Source organism: Ruegeria sp. CDSC021, assembly GCF_059610845.1.
Genome location: NZ_JBXWOK010000001.1, coordinates 671,050 through 690,860, shown reverse-complemented (window position 1 = coordinate 690,860; position 19,811 = coordinate 671,050). Strand labels below are relative to the sequence as shown.

General features: G+C 55.0%; 19 protein-coding genes and 3 tRNA genes. 8 read left to right on the top strand and 14 right to left on the bottom strand.

Annotated features, from left to right (window positions below; all coding sequences use genetic code 11):
• Positions 1–46 precede the first annotated feature (46 nt).
• A tRNA-Val gene (locus AC2FGB_RS03485) sits at positions 47–121 on the bottom strand.
• A 142-nt stretch (positions 122–263) separates the two neighbouring features.
• On the bottom strand, positions 264–2,090 hold the full coding sequence (locus AC2FGB_RS03480; protein ID WP_496693219.1) for a M10 family metallopeptidase C-terminal domain-containing protein: 1,827 nt from the start codon (positions 2,088–2,090) through the stop codon (positions 264–266).
• A 574-nt stretch (positions 2,091–2,664) separates the two neighbouring features.
• Between AC2FGB_RS03480 and AC2FGB_RS03475 the strand changes: the two genes are divergently transcribed.
• The 3 genes from AC2FGB_RS03475 (at position 2,665) to uvrA (ending at position 5,889) form a co-directional block, all read left to right on the top strand.
• Positions 2,665–2,741, top strand: a tRNA-Asp gene (locus AC2FGB_RS03475).
• 44 nt (positions 2,742–2,785) lie between these two features.
• Positions 2,786–2,862: transfer RNA gene (locus AC2FGB_RS03470), tRNA-Asp, on the top strand.
• 168 nt (positions 2,863–3,030) lie between these two features.
• Positions 3,031–5,889, top strand: a complete 2,859-nt coding sequence (gene uvrA, locus AC2FGB_RS03465; protein WP_496693218.1) for an excinuclease ABC subunit UvrA — start codon at positions 3,031–3,033, stop codon at positions 5,887–5,889.
• A 17-nt stretch (positions 5,890–5,906) separates the two neighbouring features.
• Here uvrA and AC2FGB_RS03460 read toward each other — a convergent pair whose 3' ends face one another.
• The 7 genes from AC2FGB_RS03460 to AC2FGB_RS03430 form a co-directional block, all read right to left on the bottom strand.
• Positions 5,907–6,233 (bottom strand): site-2 protease family protein, encoded by a 327-nt coding sequence (locus AC2FGB_RS03460; protein WP_496693217.1) that lies wholly within the window; start codon positions 6,231–6,233, stop codon positions 5,907–5,909.
• Positions 6,167–6,352, bottom strand: a complete 186-nt coding sequence (locus AC2FGB_RS03455) for a hypothetical protein (protein WP_496693334.1) — start codon at positions 6,350–6,352, stop codon at positions 6,167–6,169. Before AC2FGB_RS03455 ends, AC2FGB_RS03460 begins: the two co-directional genes overlap by 67 nt.
• Before the next feature lie 352 nt (positions 6,353–6,704).
• Positions 6,705–7,103 (bottom strand): hypothetical protein, encoded by a 399-nt coding sequence (locus AC2FGB_RS03450; protein WP_496693216.1) that lies wholly within the window; start codon positions 7,101–7,103, stop codon positions 6,705–6,707.
• Between the two features lie 94 nt (positions 7,104–7,197).
• Positions 7,198–8,070: a 3-hydroxyisobutyrate dehydrogenase gene (gene mmsB / locus AC2FGB_RS03445; RefSeq protein ID WP_496679606.1), complete on the bottom strand. Its 873-nt coding sequence runs from the start codon at positions 8,068–8,070 to the stop codon at positions 7,198–7,200.
• A gap of 3 nt (positions 8,071–8,073) precedes the next feature.
• Positions 8,074–9,114, bottom strand: coding sequence for an enoyl-CoA hydratase/isomerase family protein (locus AC2FGB_RS03440; RefSeq protein WP_496693215.1), 1,041 nt, complete (start codon positions 9,112–9,114; stop codon positions 8,074–8,076).
• A gap of 7 nt (positions 9,115–9,121) precedes the next feature.
• Entirely contained in the window at positions 9,122–10,264 is a 1,143-nt protein-coding gene (locus AC2FGB_RS03435) for an acyl-CoA dehydrogenase family protein (protein ID WP_496693214.1), read from the bottom strand.
• Between the two features lie 128 nt (positions 10,265–10,392).
• Positions 10,393–11,508 (bottom strand): carboxylate-amine ligase, encoded by a 1,116-nt coding sequence (locus AC2FGB_RS03430; protein WP_496693213.1) that lies wholly within the window; start codon positions 11,506–11,508, stop codon positions 10,393–10,395.
• 144 nt (positions 11,509–11,652) lie between these two features.
• Between AC2FGB_RS03430 and AC2FGB_RS03425 the strand changes: the two genes are divergently transcribed.
• Together AC2FGB_RS03425 and AC2FGB_RS03420 are read left to right on the top strand one after the other, a co-directional pair.
• Positions 11,653–12,498: a class I SAM-dependent methyltransferase gene (locus tag AC2FGB_RS03425; RefSeq protein ID WP_496693212.1), complete on the top strand. Its 846-nt coding sequence runs from the start codon at positions 11,653–11,655 to the stop codon at positions 12,496–12,498.
• A gap of 77 nt (positions 12,499–12,575) precedes the next feature.
• Complete coding sequence (locus AC2FGB_RS03420; RefSeq protein WP_142634031.1) at positions 12,576–13,052, top strand: fasciclin domain-containing protein; 477 nt, start codon at positions 12,576–12,578, stop codon at positions 13,050–13,052.
• Positions 13,053–13,107: 55 nt separating this feature from the next.
• Here the strand turns inward: AC2FGB_RS03420 and AC2FGB_RS03415 are convergent, their stop codons facing one another.
• Both AC2FGB_RS03415 and AC2FGB_RS03410 read right to left on the bottom strand, forming a co-directional pair.
• Positions 13,108–13,695, bottom strand: coding sequence for a L,D-transpeptidase (locus tag AC2FGB_RS03415; RefSeq protein WP_271946907.1), 588 nt, complete (start codon positions 13,693–13,695; stop codon positions 13,108–13,110).
• A gap of 201 nt (positions 13,696–13,896) precedes the next feature.
• Positions 13,897–15,396, bottom strand: a complete 1,500-nt coding sequence (locus AC2FGB_RS03410) for a CoA-acylating methylmalonate-semialdehyde dehydrogenase (RefSeq protein WP_281972157.1) — start codon at positions 15,394–15,396, stop codon at positions 13,897–13,899.
• 101 nt (positions 15,397–15,497) lie between these two features.
• Between AC2FGB_RS03410 and AC2FGB_RS03405 the strand changes: the two genes are divergently transcribed.
• The 3 genes from AC2FGB_RS03405 to coaD all read left to right on the top strand — a co-directional run bounded on the left by AC2FGB_RS03405 (position 15,498) and on the right by coaD (position 17,475).
• Positions 15,498–16,400, top strand: coding sequence for a LysR family transcriptional regulator (locus AC2FGB_RS03405; protein WP_281972156.1), 903 nt, complete (start codon positions 15,498–15,500; stop codon positions 16,398–16,400).
• 60 nt (positions 16,401–16,460) lie between these two features.
• Positions 16,461–16,898 carry a CBS domain-containing protein gene (locus AC2FGB_RS03400; protein ID WP_142634023.1) on the top strand — a complete coding sequence of 146 codons (438 nt, stop codon included), beginning with the start codon at positions 16,461–16,463 and terminating at the stop codon, positions 16,896–16,898.
• A gap of 85 nt (positions 16,899–16,983) precedes the next feature.
• Positions 16,984–17,475: a pantetheine-phosphate adenylyltransferase gene (coaD, locus tag AC2FGB_RS03395; RefSeq protein ID WP_142634021.1), complete on the top strand. Its 492-nt coding sequence runs from the start codon at positions 16,984–16,986 to the stop codon at positions 17,473–17,475.
• Here the strand turns inward: coaD and gap (AC2FGB_RS03390) are convergent.
• From gap (AC2FGB_RS03390) to gap (AC2FGB_RS03380), 3 genes are all read right to left on the bottom strand, one after another.
• On the bottom strand, positions 17,467–18,471 hold the full coding sequence (gap, locus tag AC2FGB_RS03390; protein ID WP_496693211.1) for a type I glyceraldehyde-3-phosphate dehydrogenase: 1,005 nt from the start codon (positions 18,469–18,471) through the stop codon (positions 17,467–17,469). The genes coaD and gap (AC2FGB_RS03390) overlap by 9 nt on opposite strands.
• A gap of 82 nt (positions 18,472–18,553) precedes the next feature.
• A complete protein-coding gene (locus AC2FGB_RS03385; protein WP_496693210.1) occupies positions 18,554–18,697 on the bottom strand; it encodes a hypothetical protein in 144 nt (47 codons plus the stop codon).
• A gap of 71 nt (positions 18,698–18,768) precedes the next feature.
• Complete coding sequence (gap, locus tag AC2FGB_RS03380) at positions 18,769–19,770, bottom strand: type I glyceraldehyde-3-phosphate dehydrogenase (RefSeq protein ID WP_142634017.1); 1,002 nt, start codon at positions 19,768–19,770, stop codon at positions 18,769–18,771.
• Positions 19,771–19,811 lie beyond the last annotated feature (41 nt).

The window sequence follows — 19,811 nt, the reverse complement described above, 5'->3', positions numbered from 1 at the left end:
GTCAACCAATTACTGGCTTTGCATATCGGATCGCAGAGTAGAGAAATGGTGGGTGATAAGAGATTTGAACTCCTGACATCTTCGATGTGAACGAAGCGCTCTACCACTGAGCTAATCACCCGTGAGCAGGGGTCTTATAAGGAGTTCAGCAAAGCCGCAAGAGGTCTTTGCGCCTTTTGGGCCCCGGGGATTACCCCGCAAATGCCCAGTCGAGGTGCCCATAAACGGGCGGCCTTGTGGGGCCGCCCTTTCACTTTTTGATGTCAAAGAATGAAATCGTCCTGGGTCAGATCGTGCAAGCCAGAGATCTTGATAACCATCTCAGGATTTTTGTCGCCGTCAGTATCCACAAGAACAAGTGTGAAGTCGTTCTTGGTGCCTGCGTTGTTTTTCTTGACGTAATAGATTTCGCCTTCGTCCGACGTCTGGGCCGGTGTTGTACCGTTGAAGACAAATGAATCATCGCCGTCAATTACGGTGCTTGCGTCGATCGCACTTAGGTCGATCTTGTCTTCACCCTGAGTGAAATCGGTAATCCGGTCGGCATATTTTGCTTTGCGCGAACTTTCGGTTGTTGACGTGAACACAAACTCATCGGCCCCTTCGCCGCCGGTCATGGTGTCCCTTCCGGCACCACCGATCAAAGTATCGCTGCCTGCGCCACCATTCAGGGTATCTTTGCCAAGGCCCCCGTCCAGGCGGTCAGACCCTCCATTACCCTGCAGGATGTTTCGACCGTCCGTACCTGTAATGTCGTCATTTTGCTCGGACCCATCGACGTTTTCGACACCCGTAATGGTATCGGTTCCGTATCCGGTTGCCTGTGAATTGGTGTCAGACAAATCAACGGTTACGGCGCTTGTGCCGATATAACGCAACCAATCCAGGCCCTCTCCGCCGTCAATAATATCGTCGCCGTCGCTGTCCTCGGCCACAAAGTTGTCCGTGCCCTTGTGGCCGTACAGTTCGTCGTTTCCAAGACCTCCGGTCAGGGTGTCATTGCCGCCACCCCCAAGAACAATGTCATTACCCTCGCCAGCAGAAATAACATCGCTACCGCCAAATCCTTCCAACCGGTTATCAACTTCATTCCCGACGATGATGTCGCCCTTGTTGCCGCCCTGCGCATTCTCAATGACGACCCCATTTGCGATCGTAAATCCACCGGTTACGCCTTTGGCATGGGAAGGAGTGCCACCTGCATCGCTGCCATCAAGATCCGCGTCATTGAGGTTGATCGTGACGCTACGATCAACACCCTTTGCCGAAATTGTATCGATCCCATCTGTATCCCAGATGGATGTCCAGAATGTTCCGGCGCCATTCTTGCCTTTGATTTTATAGACGCTGTCGTCGGTGTTGTGGTCCGTCGTTCCGTAGATCGCCTGCAGCGCAGCTATATCAAGGGCCATGGGCGAGGCCGTGCCGCCAGCCTTATATGTCTTCAGAGGAACAACTTCGGGATAGCCCGAGTTGTAGGACATGATGGTATAAACACCCTGGTTCTGCCCATCTGTCCCGTAGTCGTCGAAGGGCTGCGTAACCCCCGGAAAAATTGTCGAGCTGCCGCCTTCATCATGTGGGTGGGCTAGACCAAGGCCGTGAAGAATCTCGTGAATGATTGTCGCGAAGCCTTCACCGCCTTTGCGTAGCGCCTCTTTGCTAAACAGAGGCGTATCATAGGCAAAGATGCCGAACAGGGCGTCGATGCCAGAATCCTGCAGCAGGGGGTCGTCACCCGGAACTTGATGGACACCAAGAGATCCGGGTCCGCCAAGATCGTTTTGGGTCAGCAAAGCGTAGGTGATGTTAACGTCATTAATCTCGCCTGCTGGTGTCAGAAAGCCGACTTCGTTGAACTCGATCGGAATGATCGTTTCGATAATTGCAAATGCTTTGCGGATTGCTTCCTTCATGTAGGAGGCAAAGCCACGGCGACCTAACGATCCATCATCGAAGGAGTATGTGATTGTGCCCGGAGCACTGACGCCTCCGGCGCTGGTGTCCCAAGACGTGCCCCAAATCAGGCTGTCTACATAAACATGACCGGTAACATTTGCACCCGGAGAAGTTGTGCTGGCAACTGACATCTTAAATTTCTTCCTTGTCTAACACGCCGTTTGTTCCCGGTTTTTCCGGAATACAAAATTAGCGCCGTATATTTTGACCGGTTCTAGAATCGGTAATTCTTCCTTTGGCATCAGAAATTTCCAACGTTTTGGCCCGAGGATCAACCGAGCGTATGAAGTCTCTTTTGGCAGAGGTGTTTGTAATCGTCTTGCAGACCATTTGTGGTTGAAATGAGGCAGAACGCGGCAAGCTTTGAGTAACTCTCTGCCAGCAATTTGATATGACTGTTCGCTTTGGGTTTATGCCAGAATAAGCTTGGGGATGAGCTTGGGGATGAGCTTGGGGGCTGTCCTAAGATCTGGATCTAGCGGACCCATGCCAGGTGATGTGCTGCTCAAGGTTTCAGAATATTTTTGTCTGGCCAAAGGCAGTGGGTCGTGAATTATCGGCTGGTTTCTGTTTGGCCATTCGTCGTGTGACGAGAAAACATCTCTAACAAAAATTACGTTCTGAGAAAAAACTTCAATTCGCCGCTTGACGATGTCCGGGCGTGGCCATAATACACCCCAACGTTCAGCAACGAACGGGCAGCGGGCGGTTGTAGCTCAGTTGGTTAGAGTACCGGCCTGTCACGCCGGGGGTCGCGGGTTCGAGCCCCGTCAACCGCGCCATCGCTGCCATCCTTGGTCCAGGGTAAAGGCCACGAAATAGATGCGCGGTTGTAGCTCAGCTGGTTAGAGTACCGGCCTGTCACGCCGGGGGTCGCGGGTTCGAGCCCCGTCAACCGCGCCATTTTCCACTAGTTTTCAGAAATCATACCGTTTACCGGGTGACTCTATTGGTTTTGTTGTCAGTAGGTGGCGGCAACATCTCTCTCGTTCACATTTTGTTCTAACTTTTCTGTTGGAGACTCAGTGTGGCTCGCTTATCTCTAGGACACTTATGTGTTGGGGGCCAAACATGGCTGAGCTGAAGAATATCGAGGTGCGCGGCGCGCGCGAACATAACCTCAAAGGCATTGACGTGGATATTCCGCGTGACCAGCTTGTGGTCATCACTGGTCTGTCAGGCTCGGGCAAGTCGTCGCTTGCCTTTGACACGATCTATGCGGAAGGGCAGCGCCGGTATGTCGAAAGCCTGTCGGCCTATGCCCGGCAATTTCTGGATATGATGGAAAAGCCAGATGTGGACCATATCAGTGGTCTATCTCCGGCTATTTCCATCGAACAGAAGACGACCTCAAAGAACCCACGGTCTACCGTGGGAACCGTGACCGAGATTTACGACTATCTGCGTCTGCTGTTTGCCCGCGCTGGTACACCGTTCAGCCCTGCCACGGGCAAGCCGATCGAAGCCCAGCAGGTGCAGGATATGGTCGACCGGATCATGACGATGGAGGAGGGCACGCGCGGGTATCTGCTTGCCCCGATCGTGCGAGACCGGAAGGGCGAGTACAAAAAAGAGTTCCTGGAACTGCGCAAACAGGGCTTTCAGCGCGTCAAGGTTGATGGCGCGTTTCACGAGCTGGACGAGCCGCCGACACTGGACAAGAAATTCCGCCATGACATCGACGTTGTGGTCGACCGGTTGGTCGTGCGCGAGGGTATGGAAACGCGGCTGGCGGACAGCCTGCGCACAGCGCTTGATTTGGCCGATGGCATTGCGATTTTGGAAACCGCACCGCCTGAAGGCGACCCGGAGCGGATCACCTTCAGTGAAAATTTCGCCTGTCCTGTCAGTGGCTTCACCATCCCCGAGATCGAACCGCGCCTATTTTCCTTTAATGCGCCCTTCGGGGCCTGTCAGGCCTGTGACGGGCTGGGGGTCGAGCTGTTCTTTGACGAACGCCTCGTAGTGCCGGATCAGACGCTGAAACTGTATGACGGCGCCTTGGCGCCCTGGCGCAAGGGCAAGTCGCCCTATTTCCTGCAGACTATCGAAGCCATCGCGCGACATTATGAGTTCGACAAGAATACGCCGTGGAAAGATCTGCCCGCCAAGGTGCAGCAGGTGTTTCTGCGCGGATCGGGCGAGGAAGAAATCCAGTTCCGCTATGACGAGGGTGGCCGGGTATATCAGGTAACCCGCAGTTTCGAAGGCGTTATCCCGAATATGGAGCGCCGCTATCGCGAGACTGACAGCGCCTGGATACGCGAAGAATTCGAACGCTACCAAAACAACCGGTCCTGCGGCAGTTGCGAAGGCTATCGACTGCGGGCCGAGGCGCTGGCCGTCAAGATCGCCGGATTGCATGTCGGGCAGGTTGTGCAGATGTCGATCCGCGAGGCGCTGGCGTGGGTTGAGGATGCACCAAACCATCTGAGTGCTCAGAAAAATGAAATCGCGCGGGTGATACTCAAGGAGATTCGTGAGCGGCTTGGGTTCCTAAATAACGTTGGTTTGGAATACCTTACGTTGTCACGTTCAAGTGGAACGCTTTCGGGCGGGGAAAGTCAGCGTATCCGTCTGGCCAGCCAGATCGGTTCGGGTCTGACCGGGGTTTTGTATGTACTGGACGAACCTTCGATCGGGTTGCATCAGCGCGACAATGACCGCTTGCTGGGTACTCTCAAAAACCTGAGGGATCAGGGGAACACGGTCATCGTCGTAGAACATGACGAGGAAGCCATCCGCGAAGCCGACTATGTCTTTGACATCGGACCGGGCGCAGGCGTGCATGGCGGACAGGTCGTCAGCCAGGGTACCCCGTCCGAGATCGCGACCGATGCAGCCTCGATCACCGGCCAATACCTGTCAGGCACACGCGAAATTCCGGTGCCGTCCGAGCGGCGGAAGGGGAACAAAAAGAAAGTGACTGTGGTTAAGGCCACCGGGAACAATCTGAAGAAAGTGACCGCTGATTTTCCTCTGGGCAAGTTCGTCTGTGTGACCGGCGTATCCGGCGGTGGCAAATCGACCCTGACGATTGAAACCCTATTCAAGACAGCCTCCATGCGGCTGAACGGCGCGCGGCAGACACCCGCGCCGTGCGAGACGATCAAGGGGCTCGAGCATCTGGATAAGGTGATCGACATCGACCAGCGGCCCATCGGGCGTACACCACGCTCGAACCCGGCCACGTATACGGGGGCGTTCACGCCGATCCGTGACTGGTTCGCCGGTCTGCCCGAGTCCAAGGCGCGCGGGTACAAGCCTGGCCGGTTCAGCTTTAACGTCAAAGGCGGTCGGTGCGAGGCTTGTCAGGGCGACGGCGTCATCAAGATCGAAATGCACTTTCTGCCCGATGTCTATGTAACCTGCGAAACCTGCAAAGGCGCGCGGTACAATCGGGAAACCCTTGAGATCAAATTCAAAGGCAAGTCCATCGCGGATGTCCTTGATATGACAGTGGAAGATGCACAAGAGTTCTTCAAAGCCGTGCCGTCGATCCGCGATAAGATGGACGCGCTGGCGCGGGTCGGTCTGGGGTATATCAAGGTCGGGCAACAGGCGACGACCCTGTCGGGCGGTGAAGCGCAGCGGGTGAAGCTGTCAAAAGAACTCTCCAAACGCTCAACTGGTCGGACGCTTTACATTCTGGATGAGCCGACGACCGGTCTTCATTTCGAAGACGTCCGCAAGCTGTTGGAAGTGCTGCATGAATTGGTTGATCAGGGTAACACGGTTGTTGTGATCGAACACAATCTGGATGTTGTCAAAACGGCCGACCACATCATTGATATCGGACCCGAAGGCGGTGATGGTGGTGGTGAAATTGTCGCCACGGGAACGCCCGAAGATGTTGTTGTTGTGGAACGCAGCCATACGGGCAGGTATTTGAAACAGTTGCTGAACCCCGAGCGGGTCGCGGCGGAATAACCTCCGTCGCGGCAACTTCAATATCTGGCGTATCGCAGCGTCTGCCAGTGGCGCAGTATTGGCGGAAAGAACAGGAACACGAAGCCGAAGCTGACATAGGCAAAAATCATCATCGGGATCCATAGCAGAACGCCAACCAGCCCAGTAAACCCGGAAACACGCGCGGCTGAGTTCGCCGACATAATGCGCGTGAGCAAAGCAAAGAGCAGACGCCCCCCATCCAGCGGTATCAGGGGCAGCATGTTAAACAGCGCCAGCCACAGGTTTAGCTCTGCCGTCACCACCAGAACCCAGCCAATTTCGGGCGAGTTGGAAACGGTTCCAGCAATGAACACACGGTCCACAGGGTCAGGTTCACAATCGGCCCCATGGCCACAATCAATTCGTCTTCATATGCCGAGGTTGACCGGCGATGTTCGCAGAATCCGCCGCCCCCATAAAGGACGACTCGATTGACTGGCACACCTTGCGCAAGACAGCCCCATGCGTGGCCCAACTCGTGCAGGAGAATCGAAATCAACTAAATCGCCACGAAGGCGAGCGCATAGGGCAGGTTGACCGGATCGGCGTTAAATCCGACAACGATCAAAACCAGAAAAATAAGGCTTAGGATGAAATGTATCGGTACGTTCCATCGGCCGCGGGACTCAAATAGCACGTTTTCAGTATTCATAATAAAACCTCGAAATAGTGAGGTTTATGATGATGTTAGATCGCGTCAAAATTTTAAAACAGGCCGGAAAATGCCCGAGCCTGCTTACTTTCTCAAATCGACTGAGGTTGGTTTTCGCCCGCTTGAATTCAGGCCGCGCTTGTCAGTTCAGGATGTCTGCAACCGCGCCGATCAGGTTCAGAACTTTGCGTGTATCCGGGTCGACACGATACACGTAGTCGCCTGCGCGGACATAGCTTCCCCTATTCAGGCCATACCGAAACGGATCATCAATCCAGCGATAGTCGCCATTGATAAACTCGCCATTTCTGTACAGCTTTTTGGCCTGTCCCGGAGGGACACACGGTACGTTTTTCTTGGCCAGACCCGGCGGGCAGTGGCCAGCGTTTCCAGTTGCAACAATACCGCCCTGAGGCGCAATGCGGATGACCTTATTGCTATTCTTGTTCTTGCCGTTTCCCTTCCCGTTACCGGCCATGGCCGCCAACGGGGTCACGACCAGAGCAAGAACAGTAAGCGCTTTGACCAAATTATGCGTCATCGTAGCCCCAAGAATCGATGCTGAACCTCTCCATTAGATGGACATCGGCAGGAAAGGGGTCAACCCTATGGGCAGGAAGCCGCCCAAGGGCATCCTAGTTCCGACCGCGCTTTTCAAATCGCGGAAGCATGGCCGAGAAGTCCAGCCCCAGCCCATCTTCGCTTTCGACGAATTGCTGATACAGCTCGGTCGCCATCATCCCCATTGGGGTGTCGGCATCCGAGCTTTCCGCCGCCTGCTGACTGAGACGCAAGTCCTTCAACATCAGTTCGGCGGCAAAGCCGGGTTGATAACCATTGTCGGCCGGGCTTTGCGGGCCGATGCCTGGGGCAGGGCAGTATGCGTTCATCGTCCAGCTATAGCCCGAGGAGGTGCTGACAACGTCGAACATTTTCTGCCGGTCTAGCCCCAACTTGTCGGCCAGCGCGAAGGCCTCGCAGGTTGCAATCATGGTGACGCCCAAAATCATGTTGTTGCAGATCTTGGCCGCCTGACCCGCGCCCGCGTCTCCGCAATGCACTGCCTTTTGCCCCATGATGTCGAACAAGGGCCGGGCTTTTTCGAATGCCTCGGCGCTTCCACCTGCCATGAATGTCAGCGTCCCAGCCGAGGCACCTCCGATACCGCCCGAGACGGGTGCGTCGACGGCCAAAACTCCCGCAGCCAATGCCATATCGGCAACAGCTCGGGCGCTGTCGACATCCACTGTCGAACAATCGACCCAGACGGCCCCTTCATTCATCGCTGGAATGATCTCATTTGCGACGGATCGAAGTATCTGGCCATTCGGAAGCATGGTGATGACGATGTCTGCGTCTTTTGCAGCGTCGGCCCCTGACCCAGTCAAAGTAACACCGGAAACCGACACCTCGGCCATATCAAACCCAGCGACTTCATGCCCGGCATTGGCAAGATTGACTGCCATTGGATTGCCCATGTTTCCAAGGCCGATAAACCCGATTTTCATTCTTTAATCCTCCTCGAATGTCAGGGCGACGCTGCCCAGGGGCCGCAGCATTGCGGAAATATCCACGGCGGGAACAGGTTTGCCATGGTGACGCCAATTTGGAGAGCGATCCTTGTCTATGATCTGCGCGCGGATACCTTCTAGAAAGTCTCCGTGTTCCATGGCGCGCGCCGTAAAGCGGTATTCCATCTCCAGGGCTTTTCGGATCGACAGATCCAGCGCCTTAAGCCGATGAATCATTTCAATGGTACAAGCCACCGATAGTGGAGAGTTGCGGCCCATCAACTTTTGCGCCGCGTCAGAGAACGGGGTTTCGGAGAAGCGCAACGCGTTGAGGATGTCGTTCAACCCCTCGCCATTGAAAAGCACGTCGATTTCCGCCTGGACCTTTTCAAGGTTACCTGTGGGTGGTGTCTGGGAATGCTCCACCAACAGGTCTGTGCTCCCGGAAGCTTCGAGCAGCTCGATCAGGCCGGGCCATTCTTCAATGGGGATAAAATGGTCGGCAAAGCCCGCATAAATGGCGTCCGCAGGGCCCATTCGGTGACCTGTTGTGCCCAAGTATTCTCCTAGCCGACCCGGAGCCAGCGCGAGCATCAGAGAGCCACCAACATCCGGCACCAAACCGATAGAGCACTCGGGCAGGGCAATCTGAGATGTTTCACCGACTATGCGGTGGCTTCCATGGCACCCAATTCCGACGCCGCCACCCATAGTAAACCCTTGTAGGAAACTGACCACGGGCTTGGGGTATTCGAAAATCAGTGCATTCAGCCTGTATTCATCGCGCCAGAAAGTCTGCCCATAGGCAAAGTCGCCTTTGCACCCGGTATCATAAAGCTCTGCGATATCTCCCCCGGCGCAAAATGCTTTATCGCCAACGGCGTCCAGTATGATCAGGTCAACTGACTCGTCCTCGCGCCAGTTGCGCATGGCCGTATCTATCGCCATACACATGTCATAACTCAGCGCGTTCAAAGCTTTGGGGCGTGTCAGAGTGATGCGTCCAGCGCGGCCTGTAGTGTGAATTTCAATTTCTGACATCGGGGTCTCAGCGTTGGGCAAGCATCTGACGAGAAACAATGACGCGCATGATCTCGTTTGTGCCTTCCAGAATTTGATGAACGCGCAAGTCGCGGACAAGCTTTTCGATACCGTAATCGGCGAGATACCCATAACCGCCGTGCAGTTGCAGGCATTGGTCGACCACTTTTGATCCGGTTTCAGTCACGAATTTCTTGGCCATTGCACAGAACTTGGTGGCGTCCGGTGCGCCCGTGTCAAGTTTCCAGGCTGCCTGACGCAAGAACGTCCGGGCCGCCTGCAATTCTATTTCCATATCCGCAAGCCTGAACTGCAGCGCTTGAAACTGATCAATCGACTTCCCGAATGCCTGACGCTCGGACATATACTGAAGCGTCATGTTCAGACCGGCTTGTGCCGCCCCCAAGGAACATGAGGCAATATTCAAGCGACCGCCATCCAAGCCCATCATCGCATATTTGAATCCGTCACCTTCTGTACCCACCAGATTGCCCGCCGGAACTTTGCAGTCGTCAAACTGAACCTGCGCCGTTGGTTGGCTTTTCCAGCCCATCTTTTGTTCAAGTGCGCCAAAGCTAAGACCTGGAGTGCCATCTTCGACATACAGGGTTGAAATCCCTTTAGGACCATCCTGTCCGGTGCGCACCATACAGACATAAGCATCTGAGTATCCGCCGCCCGAGATGAAGGCTTTTGTTCCGTTCAGCGTATAACCTTCGTTCGTGCGTTCGGCGCGAGTTTTCAGCGCGGCTGCGTCCGAGCCTGATCCGGGTTCGGTCAGGCAGTAGCTGAGGACTGTGTTCAGGTTAAGAATATCCGGCATGATCCGCGATTTCAGCTCATCCGCGGCAAATGTGTCCAACATCTTGGCGCACATATTGTGGATCGTCAGGAAGGCCGCGACTGAAGGGCAAGCCATCGAAAGGGCCTCGAACACCATCGTCGCATCCAGCCTACTAAGACCGGAACCGCCACTATCTTCGGACACATAGAGACCGCCAAAGCCAAGCTCCCCTACACGGGGCCAAAGGTCTTTGGGAATAGTGCCATCTGCCTCCCATTGCCGGGCGAAGGGTGCAATATGCTCCTGCCCGAACTCATAGGCCATATCGAAGATAGAAGTTTGCTCTTCGGTTGGTGCAAAATCCATTGGTTTCCTCCCACGTCGCCGGATGAATTGAACGAGTGTTTATTTCCTGATTCTTACAGAAATTTTGCACGCCCAGCAATTCCTGACAGGGATATTGCGAAAACGATTAGATCATACTTTGAGGCAGGTCATAAATCCTGATGGAATTCTTCGATCAGATGCTGAACCACAGCCTTGCCTGCATCCGCACCTTTGGCCGTCGCTTCGGCGTGAACACGTCGTTGCCGCGTGGCAGATGTGCCATTTTGTGCGATTTGCTGTAGCCGGGCAAGTTCAGTCATGGTGCCCAGTGCTTCGGCATCTTCGGCCAGCATCCCCATCAGTTCACCCATAAGTTCCGGCATGGGTTTGATGGATCGATCCCCGAAATCAATCATGCCTTCGCCGACACCGTAACGCTGCGCCCGCCACCGGTTTTCACCAATCAGGAACCTGTCATATTGCCGCCAACGCAAGTTGCGGTCTTTCAGACGGCACAACATTCGGACCAGCGCCTGTACCATTGCAGCCAGTGACAACGTGTGCTCCAACCTAGGCTGCACGTCCATTATGCGGGTTTCGAGCGTTGGAAAGCGATGAGAAGGTCGTAAATCCCACCAGATTTTCGAGGTATCCTCGATCACGCCAAGTTCGACCAGAATGCCTGTCGTACGTTCATATTCCGACCAACTTGCCAGGACCGGTGGTAATCCGGTGCGGGGCAGGTTGTCGAACACGGTCAGACGATAGGAAGACAGGCCGGTATCCTCTCCGTTCCAATAGGGCGAGGATGTGGAGAGCGCCAACAGATGCGGCAGGAAATAGGAAAGCTGCGGCATCAGGTCGGCCCGCAAGGATGGTTCTTCAACACCGACATGCACATGCATCCCGCAGATCAGCATCCGTCGCGCGACACCGCCCAGGGCATGCTGCAAGGCGTCATAGCGCTCTCGGCGCGTGTGGTGCTGTTTCTTCCAGTCCGCAAAGGGGTGGCAGGACACAGCAATCGGGGCCAGATTGTATTCGGCGGACCGATCCGCCACACCCGCCCTCAGGCGTTTCAAATCTTCTCGGGCCGTGCGGATCGTCGCATGGGGGCGGGTGCCAACCTCGATCTGGCACTGCAGAAACTCAGGGCTGACCTGGCCCTGAAAATCGGCCTGGCAGGCTTCCATCAGGGCAGCGGGTGCTTGGGCAAGTTCAAGGCTGTCGCGGTCGACCAGAAGATACTCTTCCTCAATGCCCAGCGTGTATTCCTGCTGCATGGCGGCCCTCTTTCTAGCTTTATGCGAAACAGTGAATACGGAAATACGCTTTTTGCCAAGTGTTTACCGGCAGAGTCCTTGCGGTCATCGGGCTAGCAACGGTAAGGAACGGGTCAAAGTTCAGAAGAACCCCGGAGCCTTTGTGTGAAACCCAGGAAATTCCCCCGGCTGAATGCCGTTCTCGACCGATTTGGTGTCAGGCTGATTGACAAAGTCACGGAACGGGACGAGCGCGCCCGGCTGGAGGCGTTCGAAAGGGCAGGCGGGCTGACCCGTCCGGCTTATTCGTTGTCACCGGGAATGGCCGATTTCGACATCTCGCAGCTGGTAGCCGAATATGGTGAACATGCCGCCGCTTTGGCTGCATTGAAAGATCCGTCCCGCAATCAAACCGGGTATAGGATCGGCAACGGGTATTATGACAGCCCAGATGCGGATGCGTTGTATCTTATGGTCCGACGTTTCAAACCCAAGCGGGTGATTGAGGTTGGCTGCGGTAATTCAACGCGCGTGACACGGCAGGCTGTATTGGATGGCGGGCTGCAGACGCAAATCACCGCGATTGATCCTTATCCGCGCGCGGACATCGCGCATGTTGTTGATCAATTCGAACAGAAACGGTTGGAAGAGGTCGATCCAGCCCTCTTCGAACAGCTTGAAGCGGGTGACATCCTGTTCATCGATTCCAGCCATGTTGTCCGGATGAGCAATGATGTCGCGCATCTGTTCTGTCGCATCATACCGGCCTTAAAACCAGGCGTTGTGATCCATGTGCACGATGTTTTTCTACCCTACGAATACCCCAAGCGGTTCTTCTATGACTGCCCGGGATGGGGCGAGCAATATATGTTGCATGCATTGTTGCAATCTAGTGCATATTCAATGCTTTGGCCTGGATACTTCTTGCAACAGGATCGCCAGGATGCGGTCGAGGCGCTGCCGTTTTTGAAAGATGGGCGCGCGCAAAGTATTTGGGTTCAGGTCAAATAAATCTGACACCAAATTGATCCGGTGCAGCGAAACGCCCGTACCCCTTTCCATAACAACCTGGATAGGAGATCTCAAATATGTTTCGCCGTACTTTCCTGAGCGCCGCCGCCGCAATCGCACTTACATTGCCGGTACAAGCGAAGGCCGCCGATATCGTGGATACCGCCGTATCTGCTGGATCATTCACCACACTGGTTGCAGCGGTTCAAGCGGCGGGTCTGGTCGATACGCTGAAAGGGGACGGTCCGTTCACCGTTTTTGCCCCCACGGATGAGGCCTTTGCCGCACTGCCCGAAGGGACGGTGGAAACGCTGCTACTGCCCGAGAACAAAGACCAACTGGTCGCAATCCTGACTTACCATGTGGTTCCGGCCAAAGTCATGTCTGGGGACATCGCTGGCAAGCGCACCAAAGTTCTGACCGTGCAGGGTGATCGCCTGAGTGTGAATGGTAAAAACGGCGTCAAAGTGAATGGCGCCAAGGTTGTGCAGGCCGATATCGAGGCCAGCAATGGCGTGATCCACGTCGTCGATGCGGTGATCCTGCCGGAATAATTGGCAACCACCGTGATCAAGCAAAAACCCCGGCCGTTATGGCCGGGGCATTCTGTCAGACCAATCTGACCTTGGTGCCAACCTGAACCAGCGGATATAACTCTTCAACATGCTGATTATAAAGGCCAATACATCCAGAAGAACTTTGGCGTCCAATCTTGCGTGTATCGTGCGTGCCGTGCACCAGATATGCTGGCCAGCCCAGATACATCGCCCGCGTACCCAGCGGATTTCCGGACTCGCCACCTTCAATTCGGATGGGCAGGTTCGGGTCGCGCTCGCGCATTGAGGCGGTCGGGGTCCAGCTTGGGTTTTCGCGCTTGCGTACTACTTCGGTATAACCACGCCTTGTGAGTTCTTCGCTCATAGGGACTGAGCTGGGGTACAGTTTGTACGTCCCGTCAGCCCCCCAATAGTGTACAGCGCGGCTTGTGATATCTGCCAGCAGGCAGCCGACACCTAACTGATCGAAGTGATCCTGCCAATTTTGGTGCGAGAATGAGGAGACATTCCGCCGCACAGCTAGCTGTGTGCTGATCGCTTCTTCGTCGAGTGGGAAAGCATCGGCGCTGCTTTGTGCGCGCACCAGTGCAGGTGTCATCAACAGAGACGCTGCACCTAACAATGCAGAGCGACGGGTCATGCGGGGATCTGACAAATTGGCCTCCGGTTCAGGAACTGCTCGCGCGGAACTGCGTGTAACTTATGTTTTTCTGATCAGATTTCCTAGGGAGTGTTGAGTGAATTTATTGTGAAGCGAACATCACAAGCGAAACTTGGCCGTGTATTGAAAAAGCCCGGCCAGTGGTGGCCGGGCTCTGTGGATCCACAGCTTTCGTTTGGATCAGTCCATGGCTTTGAAGTTGAACTCGCCGCCTTCTTTGATGCCTGAAGGCCAACGCGCGGTGACCGTTTTTGTGCGTGTATAGAATTTGAAGCTATCCGCACCATGCTGGTTCAGGTCACCGAACATGGATTTCTTCCAACCGCCAAAGGTGTGATAGGCCAACGGAACCGGGATCGGAACGTTGATACCGACCATGCCGATATTGATCCGGCTGGCAAAGTCACGCGCGGTATCTCCATCGCGGGTGAAGATCGCCGTGCCATTGCCGTATTCGTGGTCCATAGCCAAGCCAATCGCTTCTTCGTACGATCCTGCGCGGACGGTCGACAAAACCGGACCAAAGATCTCTTGCTTATAGATGTCCATGTCGGGCGTCACGTGGTCAAACAGGTGAGGGCCGACGAAGAAGCCGTCTTCATAGCCCTGCAGGCTAAAGTCGCGATTATCAACAACCAGTTTGGCACCCTGTTCAACGCCCGAGCTGATCAGTCCCAAAATGCGCTCTTTGGCAGCACCGGTCACGACCGGTCCCATGTCAACATCATCGCCGGCAGTGTAGGGGCCGACCTTCAGTTTCTCGATACGAGGAATAAGCTTTTCGATCAGCGCGTCGGCGGTATCCTCTCCGACCGGGACGGCAACCGATACGGCCATGCAGCGTTCGCCAGCCGCGCCGAAACCGGCGCCAACCAGGGCATCTGCTGCCTGGTCAAGATCGGCGTCGGGCATGACGATCATGTGGTTCTTGGCGCCGCCGAAACACTGCGCGCGTTTGCCGTTGGCCGTGGCGCGCGAATAGATGTACTGCGCGATAGGGGTCGAGCCCACAAAGGAAACGCCCTGAATGATCTCGCTGTCCAACAGGGTGTCCACGGCCTCTTTGTCGCCATTGACCACTTGGAACACACCTTTGGGCAAACCTGCCTCAACGAAAAGTTCCGCCAGCATCAAAGGTACTGAAGGATCGCGCTCGGACGGTTTCAGAACAACAGCGTTGCCACAGGCCAGGGCAGGGCCCACATGCCACAGAGGCATCATGGCCGGGAAGTTGAACGGCATGATCGAGGCCACGACCCCTAAAGGCTGGCGCATAGAATACATGTCGATGCCTGGGCCCGCACTGTCGGTGAATTCGCCTTTCAACATCTGCGGAGCACCGATGCAGTATTCGATCACTTCTAGACCGCGCTGCAGATCGCCTTTCGCGTCAGGGATCGTCTTGCCGTGCTCGCGGCTCAGCGCTTCGGCCAGCTTGTCCATGTCGCGGTTCATCAGGTGAACCATCGCCATCATCACGCGCCCGCGTTTTTGCGGGTTCGTTGCACCCCAGGCCGGTTGTGCGGCTGCAGCGCTAGCAATGGCTGCTGTGGTCTCGGCAGCACTTGCCATCGGGCATTTGTACTGTACCTCGCCGGTAGCGGGGTTGAACACGTCATCATATCGGCCGGACGTGCCGGCGACATTCTCACCGTTGATGAAATGGGACAGTTCGTTCATTGCGAATTCCTCCGAAGGTCTGCGCGCAGAATAGGCTTGCATAAATGGCTTGAACAGAGGCAATGTCCCAAAGGTGTTTTGCAAAATTGCAAAGGTGAAGCGTGACACCTAATTGGGATGATATGAGGGTCTTTCTGGCCGTAGCCCGCGAAGAAAGCCTTTCGGCGGCGGGACGATTACTTCGGATTGACCCGGCTACGGTCGGACGCCGTGTTGCGCGGTTGGAAGCGTCTCTGGATGCGCCGCTGTTCACCAAATCGCAGCAGGGATATGTGCTGACCTCAGCTGGTGAGCGTTTGATGGACCACGGTCTAAAAGCCGAAGAGGCGATGCGCGCTGCAGCAGGCGCCATGGCAGAACCATCTGAGAGGTTGAGCGGGCAAATCCGGATCGGCGCACCGGACGGGTGTGCGAACTACTTGTTGCCGCAGGTGTGTGGCAAGATTTGTGACGCCAATCCCAATCTGGACATACAAATTCTGGCCTTGCCGCGCGTCATCAACCTTTCCCGCCGTGAAGCCGATATGGCCGTGACCGTTAGTGCACCGACCGCTGGAAAACTGCTTGTACAGAAAATTACCGATTACAAACTTCATCTTGTCGCAACGCAGGAATACCTTGCCGATCACCCTGCAGTTCATTCCATCAGCACGTTAGGGGGGCATCGTATGATCGGATACATACCTGATATGATATTCGACCGCGAACTGGACTATCTGGTCGATCTGGGTGTTGACCGAGTCGCGCTGGCTTCGAATTCGGTCTCTGTCCAACTGCGGCAGGTTTCGCAGGGATCAGGGATCTGCATTGCGCATGATTTCACACTGCCATTTCACCCGAAGTTGAAGAAAATACTGGTTGATCAAGTGAGTTTGACACGCAGTTTTCATCTGGTTCGACATCAAGGTGACCAACGAAACGAGCGGCTGAATCGGTTCGCGCAGGCCCTGTCCCAAGGGATTCGCGATGAAGTTGAGCGGCTTGAGGCTGAAGCTTCACCTTGACAGGCTATTTCATTCCGGCAACGCTTTGGAAAACACGAAGTTATTTCGGAGGTTACGTCAATGCTTGTTCAGGCCATTCTGAAATCCAAAGCCACCGGAGGCGTGGTGACAGTTGCTCCTTCGCGCACAGTTTCAGAGGTTGCAGGAATCCTTGCAGAAAAGCGCATCGGAACGGTGGTTGTATCAGAAGATGGCGGTAAGACCGCATCAGGCATCTTATCAGAACGTGACATTGTGCGCGAACTGGCCGCAAGCGGCAGCGGATGCCTATCAAAACCCGTAAGCGCTTATATGACCCGCGAGCTGGTGACAGCGACGCAACAGGATACTGTCCAGGATATAATGTCGCGGATGACCGAAGGGCGCTTTCGCCATATGCCGGTTGTTGAGGACGGTAACCTCGTTGGCATTGTTACCCTAGGCGACGTTGTCAAAGCACAGCTTTCCGAACTGGCAATGGAAAAAGACGCATTGGAAGGCATGATCATGGGCCATTAAGCCCTTAGAAACGCGACGCAACTACTTGCACCCATAGCCAAGTTATGTTTGCTTGCGCAGAAATTTCGTTGCGCAGGAGGCGGCAATGAGGGTTGGATTGTATCCCGGAACATTTGATCCGATCACCCTGGGTCATATTGATATCATCCGTCGCGCGGCCGCTCTGGTTGACAAGCTCGTGATTGGGGTGGCGATCAATCGGGAAAAGGGGCCGTTATTTTCGTTGGAAGAACGGGTCGAGATGATAGAAGCCGAATGTTCCTTTCTTTCCGAACAGACCGGAACTGAAATTGTCGCCCATCCTTTTGAAAACCTGCTTATCAACTGTGCCCGCGACGTAGGTGCTCAGGTCATTGTCAGAGGCCTGCGTGCTGTTGCGGATTTCGAGTATGAGTTCCAGATGGTCGGTATGAACCGCGCATTGGACGACTCGATCGAGACGGTGTTCCTTATGGCTGAGGCCCGCCATCAGGCGATTGCCTCGAAACTGGTGAAAGAGATCGCGCGATTGAACGGGGACGTGTCGAATTTCGTCACGCCCCGCGTAAATGACGCGCTGCGTGCGCGCTTAGGATAGCGCGCCCATCGCGGCCGCCGTGTCCAGCATCCGGTTCGAAAAGCCCCATTCATTGTCGTACCAGGCCAGCACCCGGACCAACGTGCCGTCTGTCACCTTGGTTTCAGCCAAAGATACGGTCGAACTGTGTGCGTCGTGATTGAAGTCGATCGACACTAGTGGGCGGTTTTCCGCAGCCAGGACACCGGGAATATTGGCCGCGGCATCAATGAACAACTGGTTGACCTCTTCTTCGGTTGTTGGGCGCGACACCTCGGCCACCAGATCCACAACCGAGACGTTCGGAGTGGGAACACGGATTGCCTGTCCAGTCAATTTGCCTGCCAACTGGGGCAATACGAGACCTACGGCTGAGGCTGCCCCCGTAGTGGTGGGAATCATCGACAATGCAGCCGCGCGTGACAGATACGGGTCTTTTCCGGCGGTATCGTGAACTGGTTGGCTGGCTGTATAGGCATGAACGGTTGTCATGTTTCCGTGGACAATGCCCAAACCCTCGTCCAGCGCCGCAGCAACGGGCGACAAACAGTTGGTCGTGCAGGATGCGTTCGAAACGATCGTATCCTCGACGGTCAGCTCATGGTTATTTACCCCGAAGACGATAGTTTTGACCGCACCATCCCCGCGGGCAGGAGCAGAAATCAAAACTTTTTTGGCGCCGTTGTCAAAATGGCGCGCCGCGGCTTCGCGCGTGCGAAACACGCCTGTGCATTCGAGAACAACGTCAATATCGGACCAATCGAGTTTCTCAGGCTCGCGTTCGCTGGTTAGGCGGATCGGGCCTGCACCGACATCCAAACCGGCGTCGGTCAGGGAAACGGGCTTTGTATAACGTCCATGCACACTGTCGAATTCAAAGAGATGCGCGTTAATTTCGGGCTTGGCCAAATCGTTTATGGCCACGATCTGAACGTCGGTCCGCCCAGATTCCATCAAGGCCCGCAAAACACCGCGCCCGATCCGTCCAAATCCATTGATTGCCAACTTGAGTGTCATGGTCTGCTCCGTCTGGGTGTCTGTTATTGCAAAGTTAGCGCTAACAAAGCTAGATCAAGGAAAAAGTCAAGAAAAACCTCTGTCAGCGCCAGAAGGCGAGCCAGTCCAGGAAGGTGTAAAGTTTCTTTCCCAGGAAGATCAGGTTCTCAGAACCGAACATTGCGTAATCGACTAGCAGACAGCCAAGTATTAGAAGGCCAAGCCAGATAGCAATTTGATTGGTCATGTTGGCCCCGAATGAAAACACCCGCCCAGATAAACTGAGCGGGTGTAAAGGTACAACATTTCTACGGCGTTTTAGTTAAGCCGTCCCATGGCCACGGCGACGTCTGCCATACGGACCGAGAAGGCCCATTCGTTGTCATACCAAGCCAGAACACGAACCATGCGGTTGTTAACAACCCGTGTCTGGTCTGGTGCGAAAATCGAGCTTTCTTCGGTATGATTGAAATCGGTCGAGACCAGCGGCGCAGGCTCATAGCCCACGACGCGCTGCATTGATCCCCGTGATGCTTCACGAACGATGGCATTAACATCTTCGACAGTCACGTCACGCGCCGCATGGAAAGTCAGGTCGACAGCAGAAACGTTTGGTGTTGGTACACGGATAGCCGAGCCGTCCAAACGACCCTTCAGGTTCGGCAGAACTTCGCCCAGAGCTTTGGCTGCACCTGTTGAAGTTGGGATCATGGACATTGCCGCAGCGCGCGCGCGATACAGGTCACTATGACGGCGATCCAGTGTCGGCTGGTCGCCGGTATAGGCATGGATCGTAGTCATGATACCGTGTTCGATCCCGATACCTTCGTCCAGCACCTTGGCAAGCGGAGCAAGGCAGTTCGTAGTGCAAGAGCCATTCGAAACCATTCTATCTTCAGTAACCAGGCTGTTGTGGTTCACGCCATAGACAATGGTTTTATCAACATTCTTGCCTGGCGCAGACAAAAGAACCTTCTGAGCACCGCGTTCCAGATGCGTTTTGGCTTTCAGGCCATCGTTGAATTTTCCGGTGCATTCCAAAACGACGTCACAACCTTCCCAATCAAGCTCGTTCATATCGTAAGTCGAGAACACCTCCATTGGGCCGCGGCCCAAATCCATGGTGTTGCCTTCGATCGAAACATCGCGGGGAAAGCGGCCGTGGATGCTGTCGTATTTCAGCAGGTGGGCGGTAGTTTCCAATGGGCCGGTCGCGTTGACCTTGATCACTTCGATGTCGTTGCGGGCCGATGCCGCAATATGCGACAGGGTGCAGCGGCCGATACGGCCAAATCCATTGATGCCGACCTTGATGGTCATCTGACGTCTCCAAAAATGCGCTTGCTCTGCGGGGCATATAG

Coding starts and splice junctions, on each gene's coding strand:
- AC2FGB_RS03435 (WP_496693214.1), bottom strand. CDS start 10,264: ATGGATTTTGCACCAACCGAAGAGCAAACTTCTATCTTCGATATGGCC.
- mmsB (WP_496679606.1), bottom strand. CDS start 8,070: ATGAAAATCGGGTTTATCGGCCTTGGAAACATGGGCAATCCAATGGCA.
- AC2FGB_RS03430 (WP_496693213.1), bottom strand. CDS start 11,508: ATGCAGCAGGAATACACGCTGGGCATTGAGGAAGAGTATCTTCTGGTC.
- AC2FGB_RS03440 (WP_496693215.1), bottom strand. CDS start 9,114: ATGTCAGAAATTGAAATTCACACTACAGGCCGCGCTGGACGCATCACT.
- AC2FGB_RS03450 (WP_496693216.1), bottom strand. CDS start 7,103: ATGACGCATAATTTGGTCAAAGCGCTTACTGTTCTTGCTCTGGTCGTG.
- gap (WP_142634017.1), bottom strand. CDS start 19,770: ATGACCATCAAGGTCGGCATCAATGGATTTGGCCGTATCGGCCGCTGC.
- AC2FGB_RS03480 (WP_496693219.1), bottom strand. CDS start 2,090: ATGTCAGTTGCCAGCACAACTTCTCCGGGTGCAAATGTTACCGGTCAT.
- AC2FGB_RS03420 (WP_142634031.1), top strand. CDS start 12,576: ATGTTTCGCCGTACTTTCCTGAGCGCCGCCGCCGCAATCGCACTTACA.
- gap (WP_496693211.1), bottom strand. CDS start 18,471: ATGACACTCAAGTTGGCAATCAATGGATTTGGACGGATCGGGCGCGGT.
- AC2FGB_RS03410 (WP_281972157.1), bottom strand. CDS start 15,396: ATGAACGAACTGTCCCATTTCATCAACGGTGAGAATGTCGCCGGCACG.
- AC2FGB_RS03400 (WP_142634023.1), top strand. CDS start 16,461: ATGCTTGTTCAGGCCATTCTGAAATCCAAAGCCACCGGAGGCGTGGTG.
- AC2FGB_RS03385 (WP_496693210.1), bottom strand. CDS start 18,697: ATGACCAATCAAATTGCTATCTGGCTTGGCCTTCTAATACTTGGCTGT.
- coaD (WP_142634021.1), top strand. CDS start 16,984: ATGAGGGTTGGATTGTATCCCGGAACATTTGATCCGATCACCCTGGGT.
- AC2FGB_RS03415 (WP_271946907.1), bottom strand. CDS start 13,695: ATGACCCGTCGCTCTGCATTGTTAGGTGCAGCGTCTCTGTTGATGACA.
- uvrA (WP_496693218.1), top strand. CDS start 3,031: ATGGCTGAGCTGAAGAATATCGAGGTGCGCGGCGCGCGCGAACATAAC.